Source organism: Hymenobacter jeongseonensis (assembly GCF_015694725.1).
Taxonomy (GTDB): Bacteria; Bacteroidota; Bacteroidia; order Cytophagales; family Hymenobacteraceae; genus Hymenobacter; species Hymenobacter jeongseonensis.
In genome coordinates this window covers 544,405-569,913 of sequence record NZ_JADQDQ010000001.1, presented here as the reverse complement: position 1 = coordinate 569,913, position 25,509 = coordinate 544,405, and the positions used below count along the sequence as shown (strand labels likewise).

General features: G+C 62.2%; 17 protein-coding genes and 1 tRNA gene. 15 read left to right on the top strand and 3 right to left on the bottom strand.

Annotated elements, in window-relative coordinates; all coding sequences use genetic code 11:
* The first annotated feature begins 39 nt into the window (after positions 1-39).
* The 9 genes from pxpB (at position 40) to uvrA (ending at position 10,765) form a co-directional block, all read left to right on the top strand.
* Positions 40-780: a 5-oxoprolinase subunit PxpB gene (gene pxpB / locus I2I05_RS02420; protein WP_317192304.1), complete on the top strand. Its 741-nt coding sequence runs from the start codon at positions 40-42 to the stop codon at positions 778-780.
* Positions 770-1,774 (top strand): 5-oxoprolinase subunit C family protein, encoded by a 1,005-nt coding sequence (locus I2I05_RS02415; protein WP_196280598.1) that lies wholly within the window; start codon positions 770-772, stop codon positions 1,772-1,774. Before pxpB ends, I2I05_RS02415 begins: the two co-directional genes overlap by 11 nt.
* Before the next feature lie 137 nt (positions 1,775-1,911).
* Positions 1,912-2,694: a LamB/YcsF family protein gene (locus I2I05_RS02410; protein WP_196280597.1), complete on the top strand. Its 783-nt coding sequence runs from the start codon at positions 1,912-1,914 to the stop codon at positions 2,692-2,694.
* Positions 2,691-3,890 (top strand): NRAMP family divalent metal transporter, encoded by a 1,200-nt coding sequence (locus tag I2I05_RS02405; RefSeq protein WP_317192303.1) that lies wholly within the window; start codon positions 2,691-2,693, stop codon positions 3,888-3,890. Before I2I05_RS02410 ends, I2I05_RS02405 begins: the two co-directional genes overlap by 4 nt.
* 149 nt (positions 3,891-4,039) lie before the next feature.
* The gene (locus tag I2I05_RS02400) at positions 4,040-5,635 is read left to right on the top strand and encodes a glycerol-3-phosphate dehydrogenase/oxidase (protein ID WP_196280596.1); all 1,596 of its coding nucleotides are present in this window, start codon (positions 4,040-4,042) and stop codon (positions 5,633-5,635) included.
* Between the two features lie 124 nt (positions 5,636-5,759).
* Positions 5,760-7,277, top strand: a complete 1,518-nt coding sequence (locus tag I2I05_RS02395) for an NCS1 family nucleobase:cation symporter-1 (RefSeq protein ID WP_196280595.1) — start codon at positions 5,760-5,762, stop codon at positions 7,275-7,277.
* 15 nt (positions 7,278-7,292) lie between these two features.
* A complete protein-coding gene (locus I2I05_RS02390; RefSeq protein WP_196280594.1) occupies positions 7,293-7,652 on the top strand; it encodes a hypothetical protein in 360 nt (119 codons plus the stop codon).
* Positions 7,653-7,676: 24 nt separating this feature from the next.
* Positions 7,677-8,138 (top strand): peptide-methionine (R)-S-oxide reductase MsrB, encoded by a 462-nt coding sequence (gene msrB / locus I2I05_RS02385; RefSeq protein WP_196280593.1) that lies wholly within the window; start codon positions 7,677-7,679, stop codon positions 8,136-8,138.
* 80 nt (positions 8,139-8,218) lie between these two features.
* Positions 8,219-10,765: an excinuclease ABC subunit UvrA gene (uvrA, locus tag I2I05_RS02380; RefSeq protein ID WP_196280592.1), complete on the top strand. Its 2,547-nt coding sequence runs from the start codon at positions 8,219-8,221 to the stop codon at positions 10,763-10,765.
* A gap of 122 nt (positions 10,766-10,887) precedes the next feature.
* Here the strand turns inward: uvrA and I2I05_RS02375 are convergent, their stop codons facing one another.
* Entirely contained in the window at positions 10,888-12,615 is a 1,728-nt protein-coding gene (locus I2I05_RS02375) for a DUF6377 domain-containing protein (RefSeq protein WP_196280591.1), read from the bottom strand.
* Between the two features lie 761 nt (positions 12,616-13,376).
* Here I2I05_RS02375 and I2I05_RS02370 point away from each other — a divergent pair.
* From I2I05_RS02370 to treF, 5 genes are all read left to right on the top strand, one after another.
* Positions 13,377-16,427 carry a SusC/RagA family TonB-linked outer membrane protein gene (locus I2I05_RS02370; RefSeq protein ID WP_196280590.1) on the top strand — a complete coding sequence of 1,017 codons (3,051 nt, stop codon included), beginning with the start codon at positions 13,377-13,379 and terminating at the stop codon, positions 16,425-16,427.
* 18 nt (positions 16,428-16,445) lie between these two features.
* Positions 16,446-18,011, top strand: coding sequence for a RagB/SusD family nutrient uptake outer membrane protein (locus I2I05_RS02365; RefSeq protein WP_196280589.1), 1,566 nt, complete (start codon positions 16,446-16,448; stop codon positions 18,009-18,011).
* Between the two features lie 143 nt (positions 18,012-18,154).
* Positions 18,155-19,927 carry a glycoside hydrolase family 13 protein gene (locus I2I05_RS02360; protein WP_196280588.1) on the top strand — a complete coding sequence of 591 codons (1,773 nt, stop codon included), beginning with the start codon at positions 18,155-18,157 and terminating at the stop codon, positions 19,925-19,927.
* Positions 19,928-20,091: 164 nt separating this feature from the next.
* Positions 20,092-22,158 (top strand): glycoside hydrolase family 65 protein, encoded by a 2,067-nt coding sequence (locus I2I05_RS02355; protein ID WP_230688089.1) that lies wholly within the window; start codon positions 20,092-20,094, stop codon positions 22,156-22,158.
* 33 nt (positions 22,159-22,191) lie between these two features.
* Complete coding sequence (treF, locus tag I2I05_RS02350; protein WP_196280587.1) at positions 22,192-23,760, top strand: alpha,alpha-trehalase TreF; 1,569 nt, start codon at positions 22,192-22,194, stop codon at positions 23,758-23,760.
* A 288-nt stretch (positions 23,761-24,048) separates the two neighbouring features.
* Here the strand turns inward: treF and I2I05_RS02345 are convergent.
* Positions 24,049-24,121, bottom strand: a tRNA-Met gene (locus I2I05_RS02345).
* A 118-nt stretch (positions 24,122-24,239) separates the two neighbouring features.
* Positions 24,240-24,434 (bottom strand): hypothetical protein, encoded by a 195-nt coding sequence (locus I2I05_RS02340; RefSeq protein ID WP_196280586.1) that lies wholly within the window; start codon positions 24,432-24,434, stop codon positions 24,240-24,242.
* Between the two features lie 378 nt (positions 24,435-24,812).
* On the opposite strand from I2I05_RS02340, the gene I2I05_RS02335 reads away from it, so the two are divergent.
* Complete coding sequence (locus I2I05_RS02335; RefSeq protein ID WP_196280585.1) at positions 24,813-25,463, top strand: hypothetical protein; 651 nt, start codon at positions 24,813-24,815, stop codon at positions 25,461-25,463.
* Positions 25,464-25,509: the final 46 nt, after the last annotated feature.

The following is a 25,509-nucleotide window of genomic DNA, read 5'->3' as shown; positions in this document are numbered from 1 at the left end:
AGGGTTCGTGGAGAAAACGTCAAAAGTAACCGCCAGCACGTGAGCACCGCCCCTAAACTGCCGCCCGCGCCGGTGGTCCGGCTGTTTCCACTGGGCGACGCTGCCATTGTGCTCGAATTCGGCGACGCCATCAGCCCGGCCACGCACCGCGCCATCCAGGCATTCAGCGCGTATCTGGCGCAGCACCCGTTCACCGGCCTGCGCGAGTACGTACCCGCCTTCACCACCCTCACCGTGTACTACGACCCGTGGCTGCTGAGCGAAGACGGCCGCTACCAGCCGTATGAAAAAGTGGAGGAAATCTTACGGCAGATGCTCCCCAAGGCGGCAGCCACGGCACAAGCAGCGACATACCCGGCGGTCGAAATCCCGGTCTGCTACGGCGGGGTTTTCGGTCTCGATTTGGCGTTGGTGGCCGCGCACACCGGCCTCTCGCCGGCCGAGGTAATTGCCCGGCATTCCGCTCCCGAATACCTCGTTCACATGATTGGCTTTGCGCCGGGATTCCCCTATTTGGGCGGAATGGATGAGCGGCTGAGCACCCCGCGCAAAGCCCAGCCGCGCCCGCTGGTGCCGGCCGGTGCGGTAGGCATTGCCGGCCCCCAAACCGGCATTTATTCCCTGCCCACGCCGGGTGGCTGGCAGCTCATCGGCCGTACGCCAATCCGCCTGTTCGACCCCGAATGGGCGCAGCCCAGTCTGCTCCAGGCCGGCCAGCACCTGCGCTTTGTGCCCATTGAGGAAACCGAATTTCACCGCCTCCAGCAGCATGAGCCTTAGCATTCGGCGGCCCGGCCTGCTCACTACCGTGCAAGACCTCGGCCGGCACGGCTACCAGAAAGACGGCATCCTGGTGAGCGGCGCCATGGACGCCACCGCCCTGCGCGTGGCCAACCTGCTGGTGGGCAATGAGGAACACGCGGCCGGCCTGGAAATCAGCCTCATGGGCCCCGGCGTCCGCTTCGAAACCGACCACCTGATTGCCCTCACCGGCGCCAATCTTTCGCCCACCCTCAATGGCCAGCCGGTGGGCCTGCATCGGCCGGTTTGGGTAAGTGCGGGCACAGAGCTGGCTTTTGGCGCGCCGGTGGCCGGAAGCCGGGCATATCTGGCGGTGGCGGGTGGCTTTGCGCTGGCGCCGGTGCTGGGCAGCCAGGCCACGTATCTGCGCGCCGGTTTTGGGGGCCTGCACGGCCGGGCCCTGCAAGCCAGGGACCTGATTCCCGGCGCCGCCCCTACTGCCCTTGGCCGGAAGTTGATGCAGTTGCTGGCCTCCAATGAATCCGGAACTGCTTGGCAATCGGCCCGCTGGATGCCGGAGCCCGCGCTTCGCCCCAGCCCTCCGGCGAGCCCCGTCATTCGCGCCATTCGGGGGCCGGAGTATGGGCAGTTTTCAACCCAAAGTCAGCTTGATTTCTGGCAGCAGCCGTTCTCTGTCACCACCGAAGCCGACCGCATGGGCTACCGGCTGCAAGGGCCGGATTTGATACGCCAGACCACGGCGGAAATGCTGTCCACGGCCGTCACGTTTGGCACGGTGCAAGTGCCGGCCAGCGGCCAGCCCATAGCTCTCATGGCCGACCACCAAACCACGGGCGGCTATCCGCGGCTGGCTCAGGTTATTACTGTCGATTTTTCGACCCTGGCCCAGCTGCGGCCGGGGCAAAGCATCCAGTTTAAAGAGGTTTCTTTGGCCGAAGCACAGGCGCTGTACCTTGCGCAGGAACGGCGGTTGCGGGCCCTAAAGCGCGCCATTGAATTTAAGATGTTATAACCCAATTCCAACGGTCATGCAGAGCGCAGCGAAGCATCTCGCGTGCCACCACTAACCCTAACGATTGGCTTACTACCACACGCGAGATGCTTCGCTGCGCTCTGCATGACGGGCTTTTTTGACTCTATAAAACAACTATGATTCCAACCCTTACCGTTGATTTAAACTGCGACATGGGCGAAAGCTTCGGCGCGTGGAGCTTGGGCAATGACGCGGCCATTTTGCCTTTCGTAACCTCAGCCAACATAGCCTGCGGCTTCCATGCCGGCGACCCTGCGGTGATGAAGCAAACCGTGCGCGCAGCCCTACGCCACGGCGTGGCCATCGGTGCGCATCCCGGCCTGCCGGATTTGGTGGGGTTTGGGCGGCGCGACATGGCAATCTCGGCCGAAGAAGCTTTTGACATGACGGTCTACCAGCTGGGCGCCATCGCGGCCGTGGCAAAGGCTGAGGGCGGGCAACTGCACCACCTCAAACCCCACGGCGCGCTCTACAATATGGCCGCCACCAACGCTGCTTTGGCGGAGGCCATTGCCGAAGCCGTGTACAAGGTGCAGCCCGAGCTCACGCTCTACGGCCTGGCCGGCTCGGAGCTAACCAAGGCCGGCGAGAAACTGGGCCTTCGCACCGCCCACGAAGTTTTCGCTGACCGCACCTACCAGGCCGATGGCACCCTCACCCCCCGGCGCCAGCCCGATGCCCTGATTACCGACGCCGACGTGGCCATTGCCCAGGTGCTGCGCATGGTGCAAGCGGGCCAGGTGCGCACTCAGCAAGGCCACGATGTAGCCATTCGGGCCGATACCGTGTGCCTCCACGGCGACGGCGCCCACGCCCTGGAATTTGCCCAACGCCTGAACGCCGCGTTGCGCGGAGCTGGCGTGACGCTGCAAGCCGGCCTAAAACCCACCGCCTCGTGAAGCCGAATAAGTTTCGTTTGTTCGGCGGGGCCAGCCTGGGGGCGGCTTTCCTGATGGCCAACTCGTCCATCGGGCCGGGGTTTCTCACCCAGACCACGGTATTTACCCAGCAACTGCTCACCAGTTTCGGGTTTGTGATTCTGCTATCGGTGGTGCTGGACGTGGGCGCCCAGCTCAATACCTGGCGTATCTTGACGGTAAGCGAGTTGCGCGCCCAAGACCTGGCCAACCAGCTGCTACCCGGGCTGGGCTACTTCCTGGCGGCGATGGTGATTTTGGGCGGCTTTGCCTTCAACATCGGCAACATTGCGGGCTGCGGGCTGGGGCTGAACGTGCTCACGGGCATGTCGTTCGAGCAGGGCGCGCTGGTGAGTTGCGGAGTGGCGCTGGTGCTGTTTTGGGTGCGCGAAATCGGGAACATGCTTGACGGCTTCACCAAAATTCTGGGCACGGTCAAAATTTTACTCACGCTGGGCATTGCCTTTAGTGCGCACCCTCCCGTGTTGCAGGCGCTGCACCACACGCTGCTCCCGGTGCAGATTAGCGCGGCGTCCATCGTCACGATTGTGGGCGGTACGGTGGGCGGCTACATCACGTTTTCGGGCGCGCACCGCCTGCTCGACGCGGGCATTACGGGGCCAGGAAGCCAATCGGTGGTGACGCGCAGTGCCATCAGCGGCATTGTTATTTCCACCATCATGCGGTTTGTGCTGTTCCTGGCCATTGTGGGTGTGCTTAGCCACGGGGCGGTGCTCGACAAAGACAACCCCGCCGCCAGCGTGTTTCGGTCGGCCGCGGGCGAGGTGGGTTTCCGCATTTTCGGCGTGATTTTATGGAGCGCGGCCATCTCCTCGGTGGTGGGCGCGGCCTACACGTCGGTGTCGTTTTTCAAGACGTTTCACCCCGTGTTTGCGCGCTATGAGCGGGGGTGTATTTCGGTGTTCATTGTGCTGTCCACGGCCATTTTTGTGCTGGTGGGCAAGCCCACGCAGCTACTGGTTTTCGCCGGTTTCATCAACGGCCTGATACTGCCCATTGCCCTGGCCATTGTACTGGTGGCCGCCACCAATAGTCGCATCATGCGCGGCTACCGGCACCCCCGGTGGATGCTGGCCGCCGGCTGGGTGGTGGTGGTGGTAATGGGCGGGCTGAGCGTGCCGTTGCTGGTGGAGCAGGTGGGCGGGCTGCTGCGGTAAGGATGGACCTCACCCCTGCCGGGCACGGCCCCGCCCCCCTCCAAAAAAGAGGGGAGTCCGACGGAAAGTAGCGCGGACTTTTAGTCCGCGAGTTGCATGCTTCATCGTAACTATACACGCGGACTAAAAGTCCGCGCTACTTCCCCACCATGCTCCCCAACCCCTACCGCCGCGAAACCCTGGTGCAGCAACTCACTGCTGTGCAGGTGTGGGACCTCCTCGTCATCGGCGGTGGGGCCACGGGGCTGGGCGTGGCGCTGGATGGCATCAGCCGCGGCTACAAAACGCTGCTGCTGGAACAGGCGGATTTTGCCAAAGGCACCAGCAGCCGCAGCACCAAGTTGGTGCACGGCGGCGTGCGCTACCTGGCCCAGGGCGACATCGGGCTGGTGCGCGAGGCGCTACATGAGCGGGGACTGTTGCTGAAAAACGCCCCGCACCTGTGTCACAACCAGTCTTTCATTATCCCGAACTACAACTGGTGGGGCGGCGCCTTCTACACCATCGGCCTGAAATTGTATGACCTGCTGGCCGGGCGTCTGAGCCTTGGCCCCTCGGTGCACCTAAGCAAAGCAGAGACCCTGCAACAGCTCCCGGGCCTGCGCCCCAGCGGCTTGCGCGGCGGCGTGCGCTACCAGGACGGGCAGTTCGACGATGCCCGCCTGGCCGTGAACCTGGCCCAAACCTGCATCGACCACGGTGGTACGGCCCTCAACTATTGCGCCGTGCAGGGGCTGCTGAAAGATGCCCGCGGCCGTCTGCACGGCGTGCGCGCCACCGACCTCGAAACCGGTCTGGCTTATGAGCTACGCGCTAAAAGCGTGGTGAATGCCACCGGCATTTTTGTGGACGAAGTGCGGCAGTTCGACGAGCCAGGCGTGCGGCCCTTGGTGCAGCCCAGCCAGGGCGTCCATTTGGTGTTGGACCGGTCCTTCCTGCCCGGCGACGCCGCCCTCATGATTCCCAGTACTGAAGACGGCCGCGTCCTGTTTGCGGTGCCGTGGCTGGGCCGCGTAGTGCTGGGCACCACCGACACGCCCGTACCTACCGCCAGCCTCGAGCCCCGGGCGCAGGAAGCCGAAATCGACTTTCTGCTGCGCACCGCCGCCCAGTACCTCACCACACCGCCCACCCGCGCCGACGTGCAAAGCATTTTTGTGGGCCTGCGCCCGTTAGCCGCCGCGAACAACGGCAGCACCAAAACCAAGGAGATTTCGCGCAGCCACAAAATCCTGTCCTCGGCCAGCGGACTCGTCACCATCACGGGCGGAAAGTGGACGACGTACCGCCGCATGGGCCAGGATGCCGTCGATAAGGCAATTTCCCTGCGGCAGTTGCCGCCCGCTCCCAGCCGCACCGCGCAGCTAGCCATTCACGGCGCGGCTAACAACGCTGGTTTAAAAGAACATTTCGCGTCTTACGGCAGCGATGCCGCCGGGCTGCGGCAGCTACTTGCAGCAGAACCTTCTTTGGGCGCGAAGCTTGATGCGAAGCTGGAATTTCTGCAAGCCGAGGTGGTGTGGGCGGCCCGCCACGAAATGGCCCGTACCGTGGAAGACGTGCTGGCGCGGCGCGTGCGCCTGCTGTTTCTGGATGCGGCAGCGGCTGTGCGCGTGGCGCCCACCGTGGCTGCGCTGCTGGCCCAGGAGCTGGGTTTTGATGAAAAGTGGCAGGCGCAGCAAGTGGCGGCATTTGGTGAGTTGGCGCGCGGGTATTTGCTGGTGGAGGTTTCCTCAGGGCTGTAGCGTGGCCGTACCCGGAGGGGCTCTGCGAGTCCGCGCATTACAGGAGTCGTTCGCCCACGCGCGGACTCGCAGAGTCCGCGCTACATTGCTACATTAGTTCCCAGCCTTTTACATTGGAAATGCCATGAATCCCTCATCCGAAACGCCCTACGCGCCCGGCCTCACCAGCCCGGACCTCGCCCCCACCCTGCCGGCCGAGCGCACCTGGGGCACCGGCAACTACGCCGCCCTCTGGATTAGCATGAGCCTGTGCATTCCCACCTACATGCTGGCCAGCTCGCTCATCGAGGGCGGCATGAACTGGTGGCAGGCCCTGCTCACCATTTTCCTGGGCAATAGCATTGTGCTGGTGCCCATGCTGCTGAATGGCCGGGCCGGCGCGCAATACGGCATCCCGTTCCCGGTGTTTGCGCGGGCCAGCTTTGGCGTGCGCGGGGCCAACGTGCCGGCGCTGCTCCGGGCCATTATTGCCTGCGGCTGGTTCGGCATTCAGACCTGGATTGGCGGCTATGCCCTCTACCAAATGGCGGTGCTGTGGGTGCCGGGTTTGGCCACGCTGCCGCCCATTTTCCCGGCCAGCTGGGCCCTGGAAACCGGCCCGGCGCTGGTATTCCTGCTGTTTTGGCTGCTGAATATGTACGTGGTGTACCTCGGCGTGGAAAGCATTCGGAAGCTGCTGATGTTCAAGGCGTTTTTCCTGCCGGTGGCGGCAGTGGCGCTGCTGTGGTGGGCCATTTCGGCCGGCAACGGGCTAGGGCCGATTTTGGCACAGCCCAGCAAATTCACGTCGAGCGCGGCGTTTTGGGCGTTTTTCTTTCCTTCGCTCACGGGCATGGTGGGGTTTTGGGCCACACTTTCGCTCAATATTCCGGACTTTACGCGCTACGCCACCAGCCAGCGCGCCCAGCAGATGGGCCAGGCGCTGGGCCTGCCCACATCCATGACCTTGTTCTCGTTTGTGGGCGTGGTCGTGACCTCAGCCACGTTCGTCATTTATGGCAAAACCATTTGGGACCCGGTGGTGCTGGCGGCCAAGTTTGAAAGCAAGCTGCTGGTGAGCGGGGCCATGCTGGCCGTGGCCTTGTCCACGCTGGCCACCAACATTGCGGCCAATATCGTGAGCCCGGCCAACGACTTCGCCAACTTCTCGCCCACCCGCATCAGCTTCAAAATGGGCGGCTACATCACCGGCGTGCTCGGCGTGCTCATCTTCCCCTGGAAGCTCATTGCCGACCCCTCGGGCTACATTTTTACCTGGCTGGTTGGGTATTCGGGGTTGCTCGGGCCCATTGGCGGCATCATGATTGCCGATTACTACCTCATCCGCAAGCAGCAGCTCGACGTGCCTGACCTCTACCAGTACCACGGCCGCTATGCCTACCGCCACGGTTTCAACGTGGCAGCCATTGTGGCGCTGGTGGTGGGCATTTTGCCCAACGTGCCGGGCTTCCTCACCGCCATTGGCGCGCTCGATAAAGGCGCGGTGTGGCCGGGGCTGGTGGCCGTGTACAACTACGCCTGGTTTGTGGGCTTCCTTGTGTCGGGCGTGGTGTACGTGGTGCTCATGCGCTGGCAACCAGCCTCCCGGCCTGCCGAGCGGGCAACCACTGCGGCAGCGCAACCGACGCCATTTCTACAGTAAAACCCTTCCTCTTTTATGGTTGACGTCGCCGTCCATCACGATAATGTTGTGTTCACTATCCAAGGTGCGCACAAGGTGTTTGCCCTCAAAAACCAGCTCACCATTCCGCGGGCCCACGTTACCGGGGTTCGTCCCGACCCGGAAGCAGCGCAGCACATCGAGGGCCTGCGGGCTGGAGGCACCCACGTGCCGGGCGTCATCACGGCCGGCACGTTTTATTTGGATAATCAAGGCAGCCAAAAGCCTTCGTTTCTCGACGTATCCAACCCCGCAAACACTGTTGTGATTGCGCTGCGCAACGAGGAATACCACCAGCTTATCATCGAAGTGAAAGACCCGGAGGCGGTAGTGGCGCTGCTGGCAATTTCCGGCTAAGCGCTAGCTGTCCCCTAGTTCCTCATGCTCCGCTGGAAGGACATTCTCATCTTCGCCAAATACGGCAACCCCGAGCCCGCCCGGCGCGTGAAACATACCGACGCCGAATGGGCCCGCTTGCTACCGCCCGAGCGGTACCGCGTGCTGCGCCAGCAGGCCACCGAGCCGCCCTACCGCAACGCCTATTGCCGCGTCTACGAACCCGGTGAATACGCCTGCGCGGGCTGCGACAGCGTGCTTTTTGCGGCGCAGGAAAAATACCACGCCATATCGGGCTGGCCCAGCTTCCGGCAGCCGCGCGCCCGCAACGCCATCCGCTACGTCTTCGATGAAAGCTTTAACATGCAGCGTGTTGAGGCGCGGTGCAACGTGTGCGGCGGCCACCTTGGCCACGTGTTTCCGGACGGCCCCGCGCCCGGCGGACTGCGCTATTGCATCAATTCGGCGAGCCTGCGAAAGGTGGATGTAGAAGGCATCGGTAACTAACGGGAAGCGCGCCTCGTCTGATAGGAGCACTGGGGCTGCGCCACGGCGCTGAATTCTCCCTGTTCTCCTGCCTTTCCATCATGGCCAAACTTCCTTCCACGCCTTCTACGGCAGACTTTACCGGCTTCGTGCGGGTACGCGGCGCCCGCGAGCACAACCTCAAAAACGTCGACGTTGACATTCCGCGCGATGCGCTGGTGGTATTCACCGGCGTGTCGGGCTCGGGCAAGTCCAGCTTGGCGTTCGGCACGCTCTACGCCGAGGCCCAGCGCCGCTACCTGGAGTCGGTGTCGCCCTACGCCCGCCGGCTGTTTCACCAGATGGCCGTACCCGAAGTCACGGCCATCGACGGGCTGCCACCGGCGGTGGCCTTGCAGCAGCAGCGCGGCGCCCCCAGCACCCGCTCGTCGGTAGGTTCGGTGACGACGCTCTCCAACCTGCTGCGGATGCTGTACTCACGGGCCGGTGACTACCCTGCCGGCCAGGGCATTATCTACGCCGAAGCCTTCTCGCCGAACACGCCCGAGGGCGCTTGCCCCACCTGCCACGGCCTGGGCCGCGTGTACGAAGTGACGGAGCAAAGCATGGTGCCCGACCCCACGCTCACCATTCGGGAGCGGGCTATTGCGGCCTGGCCGCAGGCCTGGGGCGGCCAAAACCAGCGCGACATCCTTGTGACCATGGGCTACGACGTGGACACGCCCTGGCAGGAGTTGCCCCAAAAAGACCGGGACTGGATACTCTTCACCGACGAGCAGCCCGTGGTGCCGGTGTACCCCGGCTACTCCCCCGCCGAGACCCAGCGCGCCCTCAAACGCCGCGAGCCCCCGAACTACATGGGCACCTTCACCGGCGTGAAACGGCACGTGCTGCACACCTTCGCCACTACCCACAGCCCCCTGATGAAGAAGCGGGTGGCGCAGTACATGCTCAGCAGCGACTGCCCCACCTGCCAGGGCAAGCGCCTGCGGCCGGAGTCGCTGTCGGTAACGTTCGCCGGCATTGACATTGCTGAAATGTCGCGCCTGCCCCTCAAGCGCTTGGCGGGGTTGCTGGCGCCTTTTGCCAACGGCACGGCCCGCAAACAGGCGCACGATACCGAACACCCGGAACAGGCCATCGTGGCCCGGCGCATAGCCGAAGACCTGGCCGCCCGCTTGGCCGTGCTGCTGGATTTGGGCCTGGGCTACCTTTCCCTGGAGCGCGCCACGCCCACGCTTTCGCCCGGCGAATTGCAGCGCCTGCGCTTAGCTACGCAGCTGTACTCCAACTTATTCGGCGTGGTCTATGTGCTTGATGAGCCTTCCGCTGGCCTGCACCCGGCCGATACCGAAGCTTTGTTGGCCGCGCTGGCGGGCTTGAAGGATGCCGGCAATTCGCTGTTTGTGGTGGAGCACGACTTAGACGTGATTCGCAAGGCCGATTGGTTGGTGGACGTGGGGCCCGCTGCCGGCGAAAAAGGCGGCCACATCCTCTACAGCGGCCCACCCGAAGGCTTGAGACTGGTAATGGAATCGCAGACGCGCCGCCACCTTTTCGCCGATTCCGAACCGTTGCTGGCCCGCCGCGCGCCGCGCCAGCCCATGGGCTGGCTGCGGCTGGCCGGCGTCACGCGCAACAACCTGGACCAGCTCGATGCCGCCTTTCCGCTGGGCGTGTTCACCGCCGTCACCGGCGTGTCGGGCTCGGGCAAATCCAGCTTGGTGAGCCAGGTATTGGTGGAATTAGTAGCCGAACACCTGGGCCAAGATGTTTCGTTTGAAGAGGAGGACGCCGACGCCCTGGACCAGCCCGCCCCCGTCACCCTTGGCGGGCAAATCACGGGCGGCCTGGAAGGCATCAAGCGGCTGGTACGTGTCGACCAGAAGCCCATCGGGCGCACGCCGCGCTCCAACATGGCCACCTACACCGGCTTATTCGACCACGTGCGCAAGCTATTCGCGGCTACTCCCGATGCCAAAAAGCGCCGCTACGACGCCGGCCGTTTCTCCTTCAACGTGGCCAAGGGCCGCTGTGAAAATTGTTCGGGTGAGGGCTTCGTGATGGTGGAGCTGCTGTTTCTGCCCAGCGTGTACGCGCCCTGCCCCGTGTGCCACGGCGCCCGCTATAACGCCAAAACCCTGGAAATCCAGTACCGCAACAAGAACATTGCCGACGTGCTGGGCCTGACCGTGGACGACGCCTGGGCATTTTTCGTCGAAGAGCCGCCCGTGCACCGCGCCCTCACCGTGCTGCGCGAAGTGGGCCTGGGCTACCTGCGCCTCGGCCAGCCCGCTACGGAGCTGAGCGGCGGCGAGGCCCAGCGCATCAAGCTCGCCACCGAGCTGCAGCGCATCGGCCGCGGCAACACGCTCTACATTCTCGACGAGCCCACCACCGGCCTCCACCCCTCGGATGTGGAAAAGCTGCTGGTGCAACTCGACGGTTTGGTCGAAGCCGGCAACACGGTCATCGTCGTCGAGCACGACATGCGCGTGGTGGCCGGCGCTGACTGGGTCATCGACATCGGCCCCGGTGCGGGCGAGGAAGGCGGCCGCGTGGTAGCGGCCGGCCCACCAGCCGAGGTGGCGCAGGCAGCCAAAAGCCGCACTGCCCCCTATCTGACCCATTTCCTGCAACTGCCATGATGCCGCTCTTGCCGTCTCTGTCCCTACCCCGAAGTAACGCCTCAGGTGCCAGGAGAGCTGATATATATGATACAGGGCAAGCCCTTGGTAGAAAGGAGCTGCATCAGACGTGCTCCACGCCCTTAGATGGCCAGCACCTTGGCCTCAAATACGTCGTTGGGTACAAAGGAGCGGTTTTTCACCTTCGTTTTGTAGGCGTATACCGTATGGATGGAATAGCCCAAGATGCGGCTAATCTGCTCGCTGTCGTTGATGCCCAGGCGGATGAGGGCGAAAATGCGCAGTTCGGTGGTCAGCAGTTGGTCGTCGGCAAGCACCACCCGGTCGGACTCTGGGAATAGGGCGTTAAAATCCGCCACGAAGGATGGAAACAACCGGATAAAGCCCGTGTCAAACCGCTTGAATAAATCGAGACGCTCGGCCTTAATGTCAATGTCTTCCACCACCCGTTGCGCTGTGGCTACTTGCTTGGTTTTCAATAGTGTGCTGAGCTTGCCCTGCAGGGCTTCCAGCTGGTTTACGTAGCGCGAGGCATTGCTGAAATAGTAGCCGATGTACTCCTCTTTGATGTGGTTGGCCTCGTTCAGGTTGTGGTTGAGTTCTCGTAACTGGTCGTTCAGTTGCTGCTGCGTAGTGTTGAGGTTTTGTAACGCCTCGTTGTTGCCGTGCAGGCGCTGGTTGGTGGCGGCCAGCAACTGACCGGCGCTTCGCAACCGCCGCAATTGCAAGTAGATAACAACGGCCAAGCCCAGCACCAGCGCGGCTAGGCCGCCAATGGCCCACGCGTAGGTGCGGGCCTGCTGGCGCTGGCGTTCCACGGAGGTTATTTTTTGGCCATCGATGAGCGCGGCAATGGGCGACATCTCCAGCAAACGTTGCCGGGCGCGGAAGAAAACAGCCGTTTCCTTGGCCGCGTTGATGTAGCGGTACGCCCGGGCCAAGTCGTCGTGCTGGTAGCAATAGGCCGAGACGTTGAAAAGGGCAATGCCTTCTTTGGTGGCCGATTTGATGTCGTTGATGGCTGCCAGCGTCATCAACTCCATGGCCTTTTCGGGGTAGCCGGCCTGCTGGTAGATGATGGCCAACGAGCTGGCGTTGACCGCTACTTGGTGCGGCGTCAGGGGCAGGCGCAGCAGGCCGGCGTAGGCAGCGGCCCCGGCGCGCAGGTCGTTAAGCTGCCGGGCCTGGAAGATGAGCTGCTTGAGGTGCACATACGAGCCCGGCGGCTCGTTCCGGGAAACCGAATCGGCATAGGCGTACGCCTGGGCTTTGTAAAGCGGTTTGAAGTAAGCGTCCTGGTCGTACTCGGCCAGCTCGATGCACACGATGCTATAGACTTCGTAAAACTCCGCGTGGTAGCGCGGCTCCAGCCGCCGCACGTTGATGACTTTTAGCGTATCGAACGCATCCTTAAACAAGCCGGCCGAGCGCAGGGTGTGCGCGAGTTTGGTGCGGGCCACCTGCAGCTTTTCTGGGCTGCGCAGCCGCCGGGCCAGCTGGCCCAGCATGAGGCTGTAGGCAAAGGCCGAGTCGTACTTGAATTCTTGGTATTCGTCGCAGATAAATAACGCCAGTTCAAACCGCGCGGCGTCGTCGCCCTGCCGGGCACGCAACTCCGATTTCAGCACGGCCAACCGGTCGAGTCGTTGCTGGTCGTAAGTGGCTTGCCGGGCTAGGGTTTGGTCGAGCACTTGCAGAAGGCTGTCCGTTTTGCCGTCGCTGGCGCGGCTGGGCATGGCCAGCAGCAGGCAGCAAACTCCTACCCACCAAGCGCGGGGCCAGCCGCCCAAGCGCGAAGCAGCGAGGCGGCGCGAGGCCACTGCCGCGGCCGCGACAACTGAGAGGCGCATCAGCGAATTAATGACAAAGTGAGTAGCAGGTGGTGCCATTACGCGGGAGAGCTGTCAATTAGATTCCTGTAAAGCTTTTCGGCATCCAATGCCCAAACCTACTCAGAACAACGGCACGGTGCGCCGTAGCCGTTGCTACCAGCCTACCAAAACTTGGCTGGTAGTTGAAAGCAATAGACTTTGAACAGGCGGCGAGGCATACATATTCGGTAATATCAGGTGTAATAATTAATTGATATTTTTTGTTTATTATCCCGATTTATAAACTTGATTTTAAGCAATTTATGCTCGTGAATTGTTGATATTTTTATCAAAATAGCCAATGCAGGCGTCGGTTCTGGCTCACAAGCCAATTGTTTTGCCAAACCTAACCGGTGCCTTACTGCAAACGATTGTGATATAAGCGTTGGCTACTGGGCTACCCGTCGTCTTCGTCAGCGCACTTGCCGAATCCGTCCTTCGCTCTGATAAATACCTGACCAGAACGTGGAGCCAAGTACCACCACGCTGTCGGTTGCGGAATGCACGCCAAGCCCGTGGCGTAGTTCCGAATCTGTTTCCTCTGACCCTCTGGCTGCGGCCCAGCAGTGTTGCTCCTTTTGGGGCTTGCTCGCCGCGCAACTACTGGCACTAGGAGCTCCGGGCTACCGGCCCGGAGAATTCAATGTACCTGAATGGCAATCCCTGACGCCGCAGTTGTCAGGAACAAGAGTGCCCATTACTAGCCGCTTACACTTTGTTTCCCACCACAAATTTTACTCATGAGCAATAACTGGTACCCGCAAGACAACCTACCCACTCCACGGGAGTCTAGGCCACTACTGAGCGCAAGGGCAAGCCGCTGGAAGGCCCTGTTCTTAGGTTTTTTATCCCTGCTGCTTCCACTGCTGAGCCAGGCCCAAGCCACGCGGGCCGTTTCGGGCAAAGTGGTTGACAGCAAGGCAACCGGCCTGCCGGGCGTGACGATTCTCGTACCGGGGACCGCCGTGGGCACCAGCACCGGGGCCGACGGCAGCTTTCAGCTTCAGGTACCCGAATCGGCCACCACCCTTTCGTTTTCCTTCGTGGGCTACGGCTCGCAGGTAGTCGCCATCACGGGCAAGTCTACGGTTGAGGTGAGCCTGAAAGAAGATGCGCAGGCGCTGGCCGACGTCATTGTGGTGGGCTACGGCACCGCACGCAAGCAGGACGTGACCGGGGCCGTGGCGGTCATCGGCGAGAAGGACTTCAACCGGGGCACCTTTACCTCGCCCGACCAACTGCTGCAGGGCCGCGTGTCGGGCGTGCAGGTGGGCAACAACAGCGGGCAGCCCGGCGGGCCGGCCACCATCCGCATCCGCGGCAACTCGGCCGTGACCGGCACAGGCCAGCCGCTGTACGTCATCGACGGAGTGCCGCTCGATGGCCGCTCGGCCCGCCCCGGCCTAGTAGCGTCTAACGACATCGGCTCCGGCGCCGACAGCAACCCGCTCAACTTCCTGAACCCCGACGACATCGAGACCTTCACGGTGCTCAAGGATGCCTCGGCCACAGCCATTTATGGCTCCCGGGCCGCCTATGGCGTGGTGCTGATTACGACCAAAAAAGGAAACGCCGGCGCCCCTGTCCTCACGGTGGGCGCCTCGACGGGCTTCTCTACCTTGCTGCGCCGCCCCGAGTTCCTCGACGCCGGGCAGTACCGAGAGGCGCTGACCTACTACAACGCCCCGGCCGCCAACGACAAGGGCGGCAACGTGGATGCCCTGAAGGAAATTCTGCAGACGGGCCGCTTGCAGAACTACAACGTGGCCATGAGCGGCGGCGGCGAAACGGGCCGCTACCGGCTGTCGCTCGGTTACCTCGACCAGGACGGCATCGTGCGCAAAACTGGCTTTAAGAAGTACAGTGCCAACCTTTCGACAAACCTGCAATTCCTGGAAAGCAAGAAGCTGGGGCTCGATATCAACCTCACCACCAGCCAATTTCGCGAGGAGCTGGCCCCGATTACGACCGATGCCGGCTTCCGGGGCAGCCTCATTGGGCAGGCCCTGCAGTGGAATCCCACGCAGCCGCTGCGCAACGCCGACGGCTCGCTGTTTGTGCAGGCCGGCGACGTGGTGAACCCCTTGGCCGCCCAGGAGTACTACAACGACAACTCGCGGGTGACCACCATTCTGGCCAGTGCCGCGCCTTCCTACAAGTTCACCGACTGGCTCTCGTACCGGGCGCTGCTGAGCGTGAACTACAACACTGGCCAGCGGCGCACGTCCATCGACCAGCGCCTCATCAACTTCCCGGGCATCGAAAACCAGGGCTTCGCCAGCATCAGCAACAACGAGCTGGTGACGCAGCAAATCGCGCACACGCTGAACTTCAATAAAGCCGTGGGCAGCAGCCTGAACGTGAACGCCGTGCTGGGCTACGAGTACACGAAGTTTTCGAACTCGGGCAACAACCTGAATGCGTTCGGCAACCCGGCCGCCGGGGGCTTCGGCGTCTTCGGCCTCGACTATACCAACTACATTCAGTATTCAGCCTCGGGTTCGCGCCAGGCTTCGTCGTTCGTCGACCCGTCGTCGGCGCTGCAATCGGTGTTTGGGCGGGCCATCCTCAACTTTAAGGAGCGGTACGTGCTGACCGGCACCCTGCGCCGCGACGAGAGCAGCAAGTTCGGCCCCAGCAACCGGGTGGGCTACTTCCCCTCGTTTGCCGTGGCTTGGGATTTGGCCCAGGAATCGTTTTTCCCCGCCGAGAAGCTGAGCCAGCTCAAGCTGCGGGCCGGCTACGGCCTCACCGGCAACCAGGAGTTTCCGGCGGGCGCGGCCCAGTACCGCTACTCCCTCGACAACAACGGGGCCCAGTCGCCGCTCAACGACGAGAACAAGGACCTGAAGTGGCAGTCGGATGCCCAGTTTAACGCGGGCTTCGACATTGGCGCGCTTGACAACCGCCTGACCTTCACGGCCGATTACTTTTACAAGCGCACCACCGACCTGCTGTTCCCGACCACCCCCGGCGAGCCCCGGCCCGCCAACGCGGCCATTCGCTGGGAAAACCTGGACGGCAGCATCGTGAACAAGGGCGTGGAAATGAGCCTGAACGCCGCGCTAGTGCGCAACGATAAAGTGGACGTGAGCTTCAACGCCAACGCCACCTTCATTCGCAACGAGGTGTCGGGGCTGGTGGGCGCGGCCATCCCCACTGGCGCCATTAACGGACAGGGCCTGTCGGGCGCGCTCTCCCAGAGCATTCAAAACGGCTACCCCATCAACGCCTTTTTCCTGCCCCAGTACAACGGGCTCGACGAAAACGGACTGTCTAATCCCTTCGGCGCCATTGGGTACGCGGGCAGCCCCAACCCCCGCACGCTGCTGGGCCTGGGTACCAACGTGCGCTACGGCAAGCTCGCCCTGGTGGCCAACATGACCGGCGTGTTCGGCCAGTACATCTACAACAACACCCTCAACGCCGTGGGCAACGTGGGCCAGATTGGCGCGGGCAAGAACATTGCCGTGTCCACGTTCGAAAACGACGTGAAAGAGGCCACCGGCAACGCCTCGGCCGCTTCGACCCGCTACCTGGAAAAAGGCGACTTCCTGAAGCTATCCAACCTGACGCTGTCCTACACCCTCGGCGACTTTGGGAGCTTCGCGAAGGGCGCCCGCCTGTACGTGACCGGTCAGAACCTGCTCGTGCTCACCAGCTACGACGGCTTCGACCCCGAAATCAACACCGTGAAGCGCGGCGCCAACCAAGTGCCTTCGGTTGGCATTGATTACCTGCCCTACCCGAGCGCCCGCACCTTCACGTTCGGCGTCAACTTCTCCCTGTAATTCTTACTTTTTCCCACCATGCGATATACCAAAATTATCGGGGCAGCCGCCGTATTGGCGTCGCTGCAACTGCTGAGCAGCTGCTCGATTACCGAAAGCCTGGACGGCCAACTCACGCAAGACCAGATTCCGAAAGGCGACCCCTCGGCCCTGCTCACGGGCGTGTACAACTCGCAGCGTGACCCAATTCAGGGCTGCGTAAGCGTTTTTGCCCTCGAAGAAGTATCGACCGATGCCCGCATCATGCCCACCCGCGGGCCCGACTGGGACGACAACGGCAAGTGGCGGCAGCTGTTCAACCACACCTGGGACGCCAACAACGAGCGGGTGCGCGAAACCTATACCCAACTCAACGGCATCATCTACTCGTCCACCGACCTGCTGCGCTTCAACCCAACAACGCAGCAGCAGGCCGAGGCCCGGTTCCTGCGGGCCTGGGCCAGCTTCCTGGTGCTCGACCTCTACGACCAAGTGCTGTACCGCGAGCCGGGCGAGAGCCTAGCCGAGTTTGCCCGCGTTCGCAAAGGCTCGGAGGCACTGACGTGGATTGTGAGCGAAATCGTGGCCGTGCAGAAGGACCTGCCCGACGGCCCCGTGAGCAAGGCCAACAAGGACGCCGCCCGGGTGCTGCTGATGAAGTGCTACCTCAACAAAGGCGTGTACGCCAACCGTCAGTCGCCGACGTTTGCCGCCGCCGACATGAACCAAATCATCACGCTGGCCGACGAAATCATCAACAGCAACCGGTACTCGTTTACGCCCAATTACTTCGACAACTTCGCGCCCAACAACGGCGCCATCGGCCGCGAGAACATCTTCACGCAGGAGAACACCTACGGCAACAGCGGCCCCACGCGCGACTTCTGGAAGTTCGTGTCGCACTACAGCATGCGGCCCGTAGACGGCTACAACGGCCCGGCCACCACGGCTGAGTTCTACGACCTGTTTGAGCCCGCCGACAAGCGCCGCGGCGTGGCTTACCAAAGCACGGGCGGCCCCGCCAACCCGGGCGGGCGCATCAACGTGGGCTTTCTGGCGGGCCAGCAGTACAACCTGATTACTGATGCCCCGCTTACCACGCGCGCCGGCGCGCCGTTGGCGTTCACGAAGGACATCAACCTGCTAGAAACCGGCCCCGACCTCGAAGCCAAAGGTATCCGGCCCCTGAAGTACCCCGTCGATTACGTGAGCGAGGTGAAGGGCGGCAACGGCGCCGAAAACGACCACGTGAGCTTCCGCCTGGCCGACGTGCTGCTGATGAAGGCCGAGGCCATCCTGCGGGGCGGCACGGCTACCAGCGCCGGTTCTTACGGAGGTACTCCCCTGGCCCTGGTCAACGCGGTGCGCACGCATCCCTCGCGCGGAGCCAGCGCCCTGCCCGCCCTCACCCTGGACATACTGCTCGACGAGCGGGGCCGGGAGTTATACAGCGAGTCGTGGCGTCGGCAGGACCTGATTCGCTTTGGCAAGTTTCTGCAGGCCCGCAAAGACAAGCCCCAGAGCGACCCCAAGCGCCTCATCTACCCCATTCCGCAAACCCAGGTCGACGTGAACCGCAACATCGCGCAGAACCCCGGGTACTAGTATTTGTCCTCTGCGGTAGCCCCGAGCAGGCCGTTGGTTGCTGCTGAACCGCAGTGGCCAGCGGCCTGCTTTGCGGTAGCTGCGGCTTCAGCAATTGGGGCATAAGACTGTTTCACAAGCCACAGTTAGGTCCATCTAGGTCCATGACAAACGCACGATTTACCCTGGCACTACTGGCTCTTTGGGGCTTGGTCGCGGCTTGCAATCAGACGTCGACCAAGACGGAAACGGCAGTTTCAGCCGCGGCCGATAGCACTACCGTGGCCAAAAAACCCGGTTGGTGGAAGGAAACTGTGGTGTACCAGATTTACCCGCGCAGCTTCCGGGACAGCAACGGCGACGGCGTGGGCGACCTGCGCGGCATCATTGCCAAACTCGATTACCTCCAAGACCTGGGCGTGGGCACCGTATGGCTGAACCCGATTTACGCCTCGCCGAACGACGACAACGGCTACGACATCTCGGACTACCGCCGGATTATGCCCGAGTTCGGCACCATGCAGGACTTCGACGCCCTACTCAATGGCTTGCACCAGCGCAACATCAAGCTGGTAATGGACCTGGTGGTAAACCACAGCTCCGACGAACACGAGTGGTTTAAACAGGCCCGTTCCTACCGCACCAACCCCTACCGCGACTACTACCACTGGTGGCCCGCCGAAAAAGGCAAGCCCACGCCGCGCTGGAGCTTTTTCGACGTGAACAGCGACGCCTGGAAGTACGACTCACTCACCAACTCCTATTACCTGCACTACTTCTCGCGCAAGCAGCCCGACCTGAATTGGGAGAACCCCAAGCTTCGCCAGGAAGTGTATAAAATGATGCGCTTCTGGCTGGACAAGGGCATCGACGGCTTCCGCCTCGACGCGTTTCAGTTTGCCGCCAAAGACACCACCTTTCCGGTGTTGCCGGCGGGCTACGAGAAGAACATCATCAAGTACTACGGCCACGGCCCGCACCTGCACGACTACCTGCAGGAGATGAACCGCGAGGTGCTAAGCAAGTACAACGTGATGACCGTGGCCGAAGGCGCCGGCAGCGGCCCCGCCGACGCCATGCTCTTCGTGGACCCCGCTCGCAAGGAGCTCAACATGGCTTACCACTTCGAAGGCGTGGACCTGGGCTTGGGACCGAAGGGCTTTCAACTCGCCGAGTTCAAGCGTCTGTACACGCGCTGGGACAGTGCTTTTGCGCAGAAGGGCTGGCTGTCCATCTTCCTCGGCAACCACGACCAACCCCGGATGGTGAGCAAGTTCGGCGACGACCGGCCGGCGTTTCGCGCGCCCTCGGCCAAGCTGCTGAACACCTTCATTCTGACCATGCGCGGTACGCCTTACTGTTACAACGGCGACGAGTTGGGCATGAGCAACATCCGTTTTGATAAGATTGAAGACTACCGCGACGTGGCCACCCGCAACGGCTACCAACAGGTGAAAAACCAGGGTGGCAACCTGTCCGCTTTCCTGGCCACGGCCAAGCGCTTTGCCCGCGACAACGGCCGCACACCCTTCCAGTGGGATACCACCCGGAATGCCGGCTTCACCACCGGTACGCCCTGGCTGAAAATCAACCCCAACTACCGGGACGTGAATGCCGCCGCGCAAGACCAGGACCCCAACTCCGTGCTCAACCATTTCCGGCGGGCCACGGCCGTGCGCCAGGAGCATCCGGTGCTGGTGCACGGCCGGTATCAGTTGCTCGATGCGGCTAACCCGCATATCTACGCCTACACCCGCACCGAGGGGCAGAACAAGGCGTTGGTCGTGCTCAATTTCAGCTCGGAGCCGCGCTCTTGGCTGCTGCCCGCGGGCCTGCAGCTGAGCGGCGCGCCCTGGCTCAACAATTACCCCACATTTACCCCCGCTGCGACGTTGGCGCTGGAGCCCTGGCAGGCGCTGGTACTGCCGTTGCGCTGACGTCTTTTAATCCCCTTGAACTTGTTGAAGTGTCTCTGCTAGGAGTGGTGGGATACTTGCTTCGCTGCAGCGAAGCGGCAGAGATGCTTCGACTAGTTCTGCCGGGCGTTTTATCCGCCTATTATTTCGGTGGTAGCCGGCCTGTTTTTCAATTCCTTTTCTACATGTTAAGAGCTAAACCCGAGCAGTTGAAATACCTAATAAGCGTCTTGGCGCTGTTGTGGGTGGCCACTGCAACTCCGGCCGCCGCCCAGGCGCCCGACCCCTGGCGCATTGCGGCCGACAAGGTGGACCCGCGCAATTACTACGGCGCCACGGTGGCCAATGGTATGATTGGCATCGTGTCGTCGCCGGAGCCGTTTCAGGTGAAAAGCGTGGTGCTGGCCGGGGCGTTTGACCAGTACGGCCGCGGCCGGGTGAGCAACTTCCTCAACAGCTTCAATCTGCTGAACATGTACCTGGAAGTGGACGGCCGCCGGCTCTCGGGCCAGGACGTGCGCAACTTTCGCCAGGAGCTGGACCTGCGCCACGCGGCCATGACCACCACGTTTGACTACGCCGACAAGGCCACCATCCGTTACACGCACTACGCCCTGCGGCACCTGCCCTTCACGGTGCTGATGGATGTGACGGTGACGGCCAAAAAGGACGTGGCCCTGACCGCCGCCAGCGTGATGGACGCGCCCGACGCCCTGCGCGAGGTGCAGAACTACTACAACGAAATCGACCGGCCGCACACCACGCTCAGCCTGCTCACGTCGTCGGCCAAAAGCTCCACGGGCAAGCTGCAACTCTGCGCGTCAAACAGCTTTTTGTTTGAAGAGCCGCACGGGCAGGAGCCGCGCGTCATCCACGAAATGTGGGACAGCAACATGCACCTGATGAAGTTCAGCAAGGCGCTGAAGGCTGGGCAGGCCTACACCTACGCCGTGGCCGGCTCGTCCATTACCTCGGCCCACCACCCCGACCCGCTGAACGAGGCCGAGCGCCTGACCATTTTTGCCCGGCTCGAAGGCAAGCAGCGCCTGCTGGCGTTCCACGCCAAGGCCTGGGACGAGCTGTGGAAAAGCGACATCCAGATTGCCGGCGACGCCCAGGCCCAGCAGGACGTGCACTCGATGCTCTACCACCTCTACAGCTTCTCGCGGGCGGGCACCGAGTATTCGCCCTCGCCCATGGGCCTCTCCGGGCTGGGCTACAACGGCCACGTGTTCTGGGACGCCGATTTGTGGATGTTCCCGGCCCTGCTGGTCCTGCACCCGGACATTGCCAAGTCCTTGGTGGAGTATCGATTCAAACGCCTGGAGGCGGCCCGGCACAACGCCTTCGCCCACGGCTACCGAGGCGCCATGTTTCCCTGGGAAAGCGCCGACACCGGCGTAGAAGAAACGCCCGTCTGGGCCCTGAGCGGGCCGTTTGAGCACCACATTTCGGCCTGCGTGGCCCTGGCCGCGTGGCAGTACTACTGCGTGACCCAAGACAAAGCCTGGCTGCGCGAAAAAGGCTGGCCCATCCTCTCCGCCACGGCCGATTTCTGGGCCAGCCGCGTGGAGCGCAACGGCCCCGGCCGCTACGACATCAAGAACGTGGTGGCCGCCGATGAGTGGGCCGAGAACGTCGACAACGACGCCTTTACCAACGCCGCGGCCCAGGTAAACCTGCAAAACGCCACGGCCGCCGCCAAGCTCCTCGGCCTGCCCGCCGACCCCGACTGGCTTCTGGTAGCCCGCAACATCCCCATTCTGAGAATGGCCGACGGCGTGACCCAGGAGCACGCCTCCTACAAGGGCGAAGGCATCAAGCAAGGCGACGTGAACCTGCTGGCCTATCCGCTGAACGTCATCACCGCGCCGGCTCAAATCAAAAAAGACCTGGCCTACTACGAAACCCGCGTGCCCAACGAAGGCACGCCGGCCATGACGCAGGGCATTTTCGCGCTGCTGTATTCTCGCCTCGGCGATGGCGACAAGGCCAAATTGTGGTTCAAAGATGCCTACGAGCCCAACCTGCTGCCGCCCTTCCGCGTCATCGCCGAAACCAAGGGCGGCACCAATCCCTACTTCGCCACTGGCGCGGGCGGCGTGTTGCAGGCCGTGCTCATGGGCTTCGGCGGGCTCGACATTACGCCGGCCGGCCTCGTGCAGCGCAAAAGCACGTTGCCCACCGGCTGGCAGTCGGTAAAGCTGACCGGCGTGGGCCCGCAGCGCAAAACGTACACGGTGGGCCGCTAGCATCCCGGCCCTCGCCTCCTATCCCTTTCCTCTATGCGCAACCTATTTTTTGCCATTCTACTGGTCGTGGCCGGCCCGGTGGCGGCCCAAACGCTGCCCGCAACGCCCCGCCAGCTCTACCCCGGCTTGTTCGAAGCGGTGCAGCTCACCGGCGTGTACCCGGACAATAAAACCTTCGTGGATGCCGTGCCCCGGATGGCCCCGGCCGACGTCATGCGGGACTACAACGCCCAGAAAAAAGCGGCTGGCTTCGACCTCAAAGCCTTTGTGGCGGCCCACTTTATTGCGCCGGCCGCGGCCGGGGGCCAGTACCGCAGCCGCGTCGACAAAGGCCTGCGCCTGCACCTCGACACGCTTTGGACGGTGCTGCAGCGCAACCCCGATTCGGTGCAGCGCTACTCGTCACTGCTGCCGCTGCCGTACCCCTACATCGTGCCGGGCGGGCGGTTCCGGGAGGTGTACTACTGGGATTCCTACTTCACCATGCTGGGCTTGCAGCAGAGCAAGCGCACGCCCGTTATCCGGAACACCGTCGACAACTTTGCCTACCTGCTCGATAAGTACGGCTTCATTCCCAATGCCAACCGCACCTACTACCTCACCCGCTCCCAGCCGCCGTTTTTCGCGCTCATGGTAGGGCTGCTAGCCAAGGACGAAGGCGAGAAAACGCTGCCGCGCTACCAGCCGCAGCTACTGAAAGAATACGATTACTGGATGGCCGGCGCCGAAAAACTCAAGCCCGGCAAAGCCACCCGCTCGGTGGTGCGCCTGCCCAAGGGCGAGCTCCTAAACCGCTACTGGGACAGCAGCGACCAGCCCCGCGAAGAGTCCTACACCAAAGACGTGGATGCCGCCAAGCGCAGCAAGCAGCCCCCGGCGCAGTTCTACCGCAACGTGCGCGCCGCCGCCGCTTCGGGCTGGGATTTCAGCACCCGCTGGTTCGGGCCTGACGGCCAGCTGGGCTCCATTCAAACCACCGACATCGTCCCGGTGGATTTGAACTGCCTGCTGCACAACCTGGAAACGACCATTGCCCAGTCGTACCAACTGCAGGGCAACGCCGCCCGCGCCGCCGATTTCCTGGCTAAAGCCGAGCGCCGTAAACAGGCCATTCTCGCCTACTGCTGGGATGAAAAATCGGGGTGGTTTCAGGATTATAACTTCCGCACTCGGAAAATATCTACCATAAAGACGCTGGCGGGCGTCTACCCCCTCCAGTTTGGCATCGCCACCCCGGCTCAGGCGGCGCTGGTGGCCACCGGCCTGCAGCGAGACTTTCTTAAAACCGGCGGCTTGGTCACCACTCTCAACCGCGGCGAGCAGCAGTGGGACGCCCCCAACGCCTGGGCCCCGCTGCAGTACATGGCCATCGACGGCCTGGAACGCTACCAGCAGTCCGGGCTGGCGCGCACCATCGCCACCCGCTGGATAGAGCTGAACACTAACGTATTTGAGCAAACGGGCAAGATGATGGAGAAATACAACGTCATTGATACCAGTCAGAAAGCTGGCGGCGGCGAATACCCCTTGCAGGACGGCTTCGGCTGGACCAACGGCGTACTACTCAAGCTCATTAATCAGTATCAGCCCGTTAATAAATAGTTAAAATACTTAAATAGAACCTCAATACCCCAAATGATTTGAGTGCTGCATCGTGCGAAATAGCTGCCGAATTGGCTCCCTTCGCATGTGGACCTTTGAAGCTGGAATGAGCTGCTCGCTCCAGATTGATGGAAACCCTCTCAATTGCCGCACTCAACATCTTCTACACTGTCCTAAGACGCTGGATTTTTTGTTACCGCCTTTTAAAAGGCCAGAAACAGTTATTGTGTGTAGTGCCCTTCGGGGAAAAGAAAAGGCCGTTCTCCATATGGAAAACGGCCTTTTAGGTAGCGGGGACTGGACTCGAACCAGTGACCTTTGGGTTATGAGCCCAACGAGCTACCAACTGCTCCACCCCGCACTGTTTGTGATACAAAGGTAGGGGGCTTTTTCGGGAAGGCAAGCTATTTTCTTGGAAAATCAGGCCCGTGGTTAGTGAGCCACTGACTACCAAGCGAGTATTTTATTAAATCATGGGACTAAGCCCGGTCGCTGGTGGTCTTCACCAGGTTGATGCCGGCCATGAAGAAGATGATGCCCACTATAAACGGGACTGCGGAATTGGCTTTGCTGAGGCCGATGCCGCCGATGCCTAGAAATGCAAGGGCACCGATAATGATGCCAACGATGCCCAAAACGGTGAGAACTGTGCCAAAAGTGCGTTTCTGGTTCATGGAAATAGTTGAAGAGAGTACTAGTCAGTAAGAAAGTCCCAACAAGCCAGGACTGCCCCTCATACGATAGATACCCACAAATAGATAGCGCCTGTACAGTGCCGTTGAAACACCTGCTTAAATGCGAGTAGGAAGCATGGCTCGTCAACGCTGCAGCCGACAGCTTGCTAACGCACTAGCACAGGGTTGGCCATTCATGATGAGTATGATTTATGGAATTGCCGGAGCTGGCTTAACCATATTCATATATTGCCGACAGCAGCAGGCCCGAGTAGCGGGCCTGCACACCGGGCCGCTACTCGGGCCTTATCCATAGGCCGCCACCAACCTCGTTGTAGCCGTATACACTGGCGCTTACCCTCGATTTTACGTTGACGAATGACCCCTCTTTTTTTCACTACGCCGCGCACGGCCCGCTACCTGAGCCTGGGCGAGCCCGGGCCGGCCATCGAGCACGTATGGGTGTGCCTGCACGGCCACGACCAACCCACGGCCGACTTGGCTGAGCAGCTCCGCAACCTCGACACGCCCGAGCGCCTGCTACTGCTTCCCGAAGCTCTGAGCCGCCACGCCCTGGCGCGCACCAATGGGGAGGAGCCGCGCACCGGCGCGGCGTGGTTTGCGCCTGATTCGCTGCTGGCCGACCTAGCGGACCTTAGCACTTACCTCGATTCGCTAACCAAGGAAATACTGGCCAAGTGTGCTCCGGGCACGCCGGTCACGGTTATCGGCTTCGGGCACGGAGCGGCGGCGGCTTGCCGCTGGCTAGCGGGCACCACCGTGGACTATATCCGGCTGATTATGTGCGCGCCCGTGTTTCCGATTGAGATTGACCGCCGGGCTACCCTGGTGGCCCTGCCCGAGCGCCCGGTGCTGGTGATAAGCACTACCAACGACGCCTACACGCGCGAAACCATCGGCGAGGGCCTGATGCAGGACTTGCTGGACGTGGGCCTGAGCGCCCAGCAGAGAATCGTCGATTCGGGACCGTTGCCGCTGGCGGCCCTGGGCGCCAGCGCCCCCGTTTAAACAACTGCCTGCATGCGAAACGAGCTGGCTGGGGTAGCCCAAATCT

What these genes read in the sequence shown, in the direction of transcription:
- I2I05_RS02415 (WP_196280598.1), top strand. Translation starts at nt 770, where the DNA reads ATGAGCCTTAGCATTCGGCGGCCCGGCCTGCTCACTACCGTGCAAGAC.
- I2I05_RS02410 (WP_196280597.1), top strand. Translation starts at nt 1,912, where the DNA reads ATGATTCCAACCCTTACCGTTGATTTAAACTGCGACATGGGCGAAAGC.
- I2I05_RS02400 (WP_196280596.1), top strand. Translation starts at nt 4,040, where the DNA reads ATGCTCCCCAACCCCTACCGCCGCGAAACCCTGGTGCAGCAACTCACT.
- I2I05_RS02395 (WP_196280595.1), top strand. Translation starts at nt 5,760, where the DNA reads ATGAATCCCTCATCCGAAACGCCCTACGCGCCCGGCCTCACCAGCCCG.
- I2I05_RS02390 (WP_196280594.1), top strand. Translation starts at nt 7,293, where the DNA reads ATGGTTGACGTCGCCGTCCATCACGATAATGTTGTGTTCACTATCCAA.
- msrB (WP_196280593.1), top strand. Translation starts at nt 7,677, where the DNA reads ATGCTCCGCTGGAAGGACATTCTCATCTTCGCCAAATACGGCAACCCC.
- uvrA (WP_196280592.1), top strand. Translation starts at nt 8,219, where the DNA reads ATGGCCAAACTTCCTTCCACGCCTTCTACGGCAGACTTTACCGGCTTC.
- I2I05_RS02375 (WP_196280591.1), bottom strand. Translation starts at nt 12,615, where the DNA reads ATGCGCCTCTCAGTTGTCGCGGCCGCGGCAGTGGCCTCGCGCCGCCTC.
- I2I05_RS02370 (WP_196280590.1), top strand. Translation starts at nt 13,377, where the DNA reads ATGAGCAATAACTGGTACCCGCAAGACAACCTACCCACTCCACGGGAG.
- I2I05_RS02365 (WP_196280589.1), top strand. Translation starts at nt 16,446, where the DNA reads ATGCGATATACCAAAATTATCGGGGCAGCCGCCGTATTGGCGTCGCTG.
- I2I05_RS02360 (WP_196280588.1), top strand. Translation starts at nt 18,155, where the DNA reads ATGACAAACGCACGATTTACCCTGGCACTACTGGCTCTTTGGGGCTTG.
- I2I05_RS02355 (WP_230688089.1), top strand. Translation starts at nt 20,092, where the DNA reads ATGTTAAGAGCTAAACCCGAGCAGTTGAAATACCTAATAAGCGTCTTG.
- treF (WP_196280587.1), top strand. Translation starts at nt 22,192, where the DNA reads ATGCGCAACCTATTTTTTGCCATTCTACTGGTCGTGGCCGGCCCGGTG.
- I2I05_RS02340 (WP_196280586.1), bottom strand. Translation starts at nt 24,434, where the DNA reads ATGAACCAGAAACGCACTTTTGGCACAGTTCTCACCGTTTTGGGCATC.
- I2I05_RS02335 (WP_196280585.1), top strand. Translation starts at nt 24,813, where the DNA reads ATGACCCCTCTTTTTTTCACTACGCCGCGCACGGCCCGCTACCTGAGC.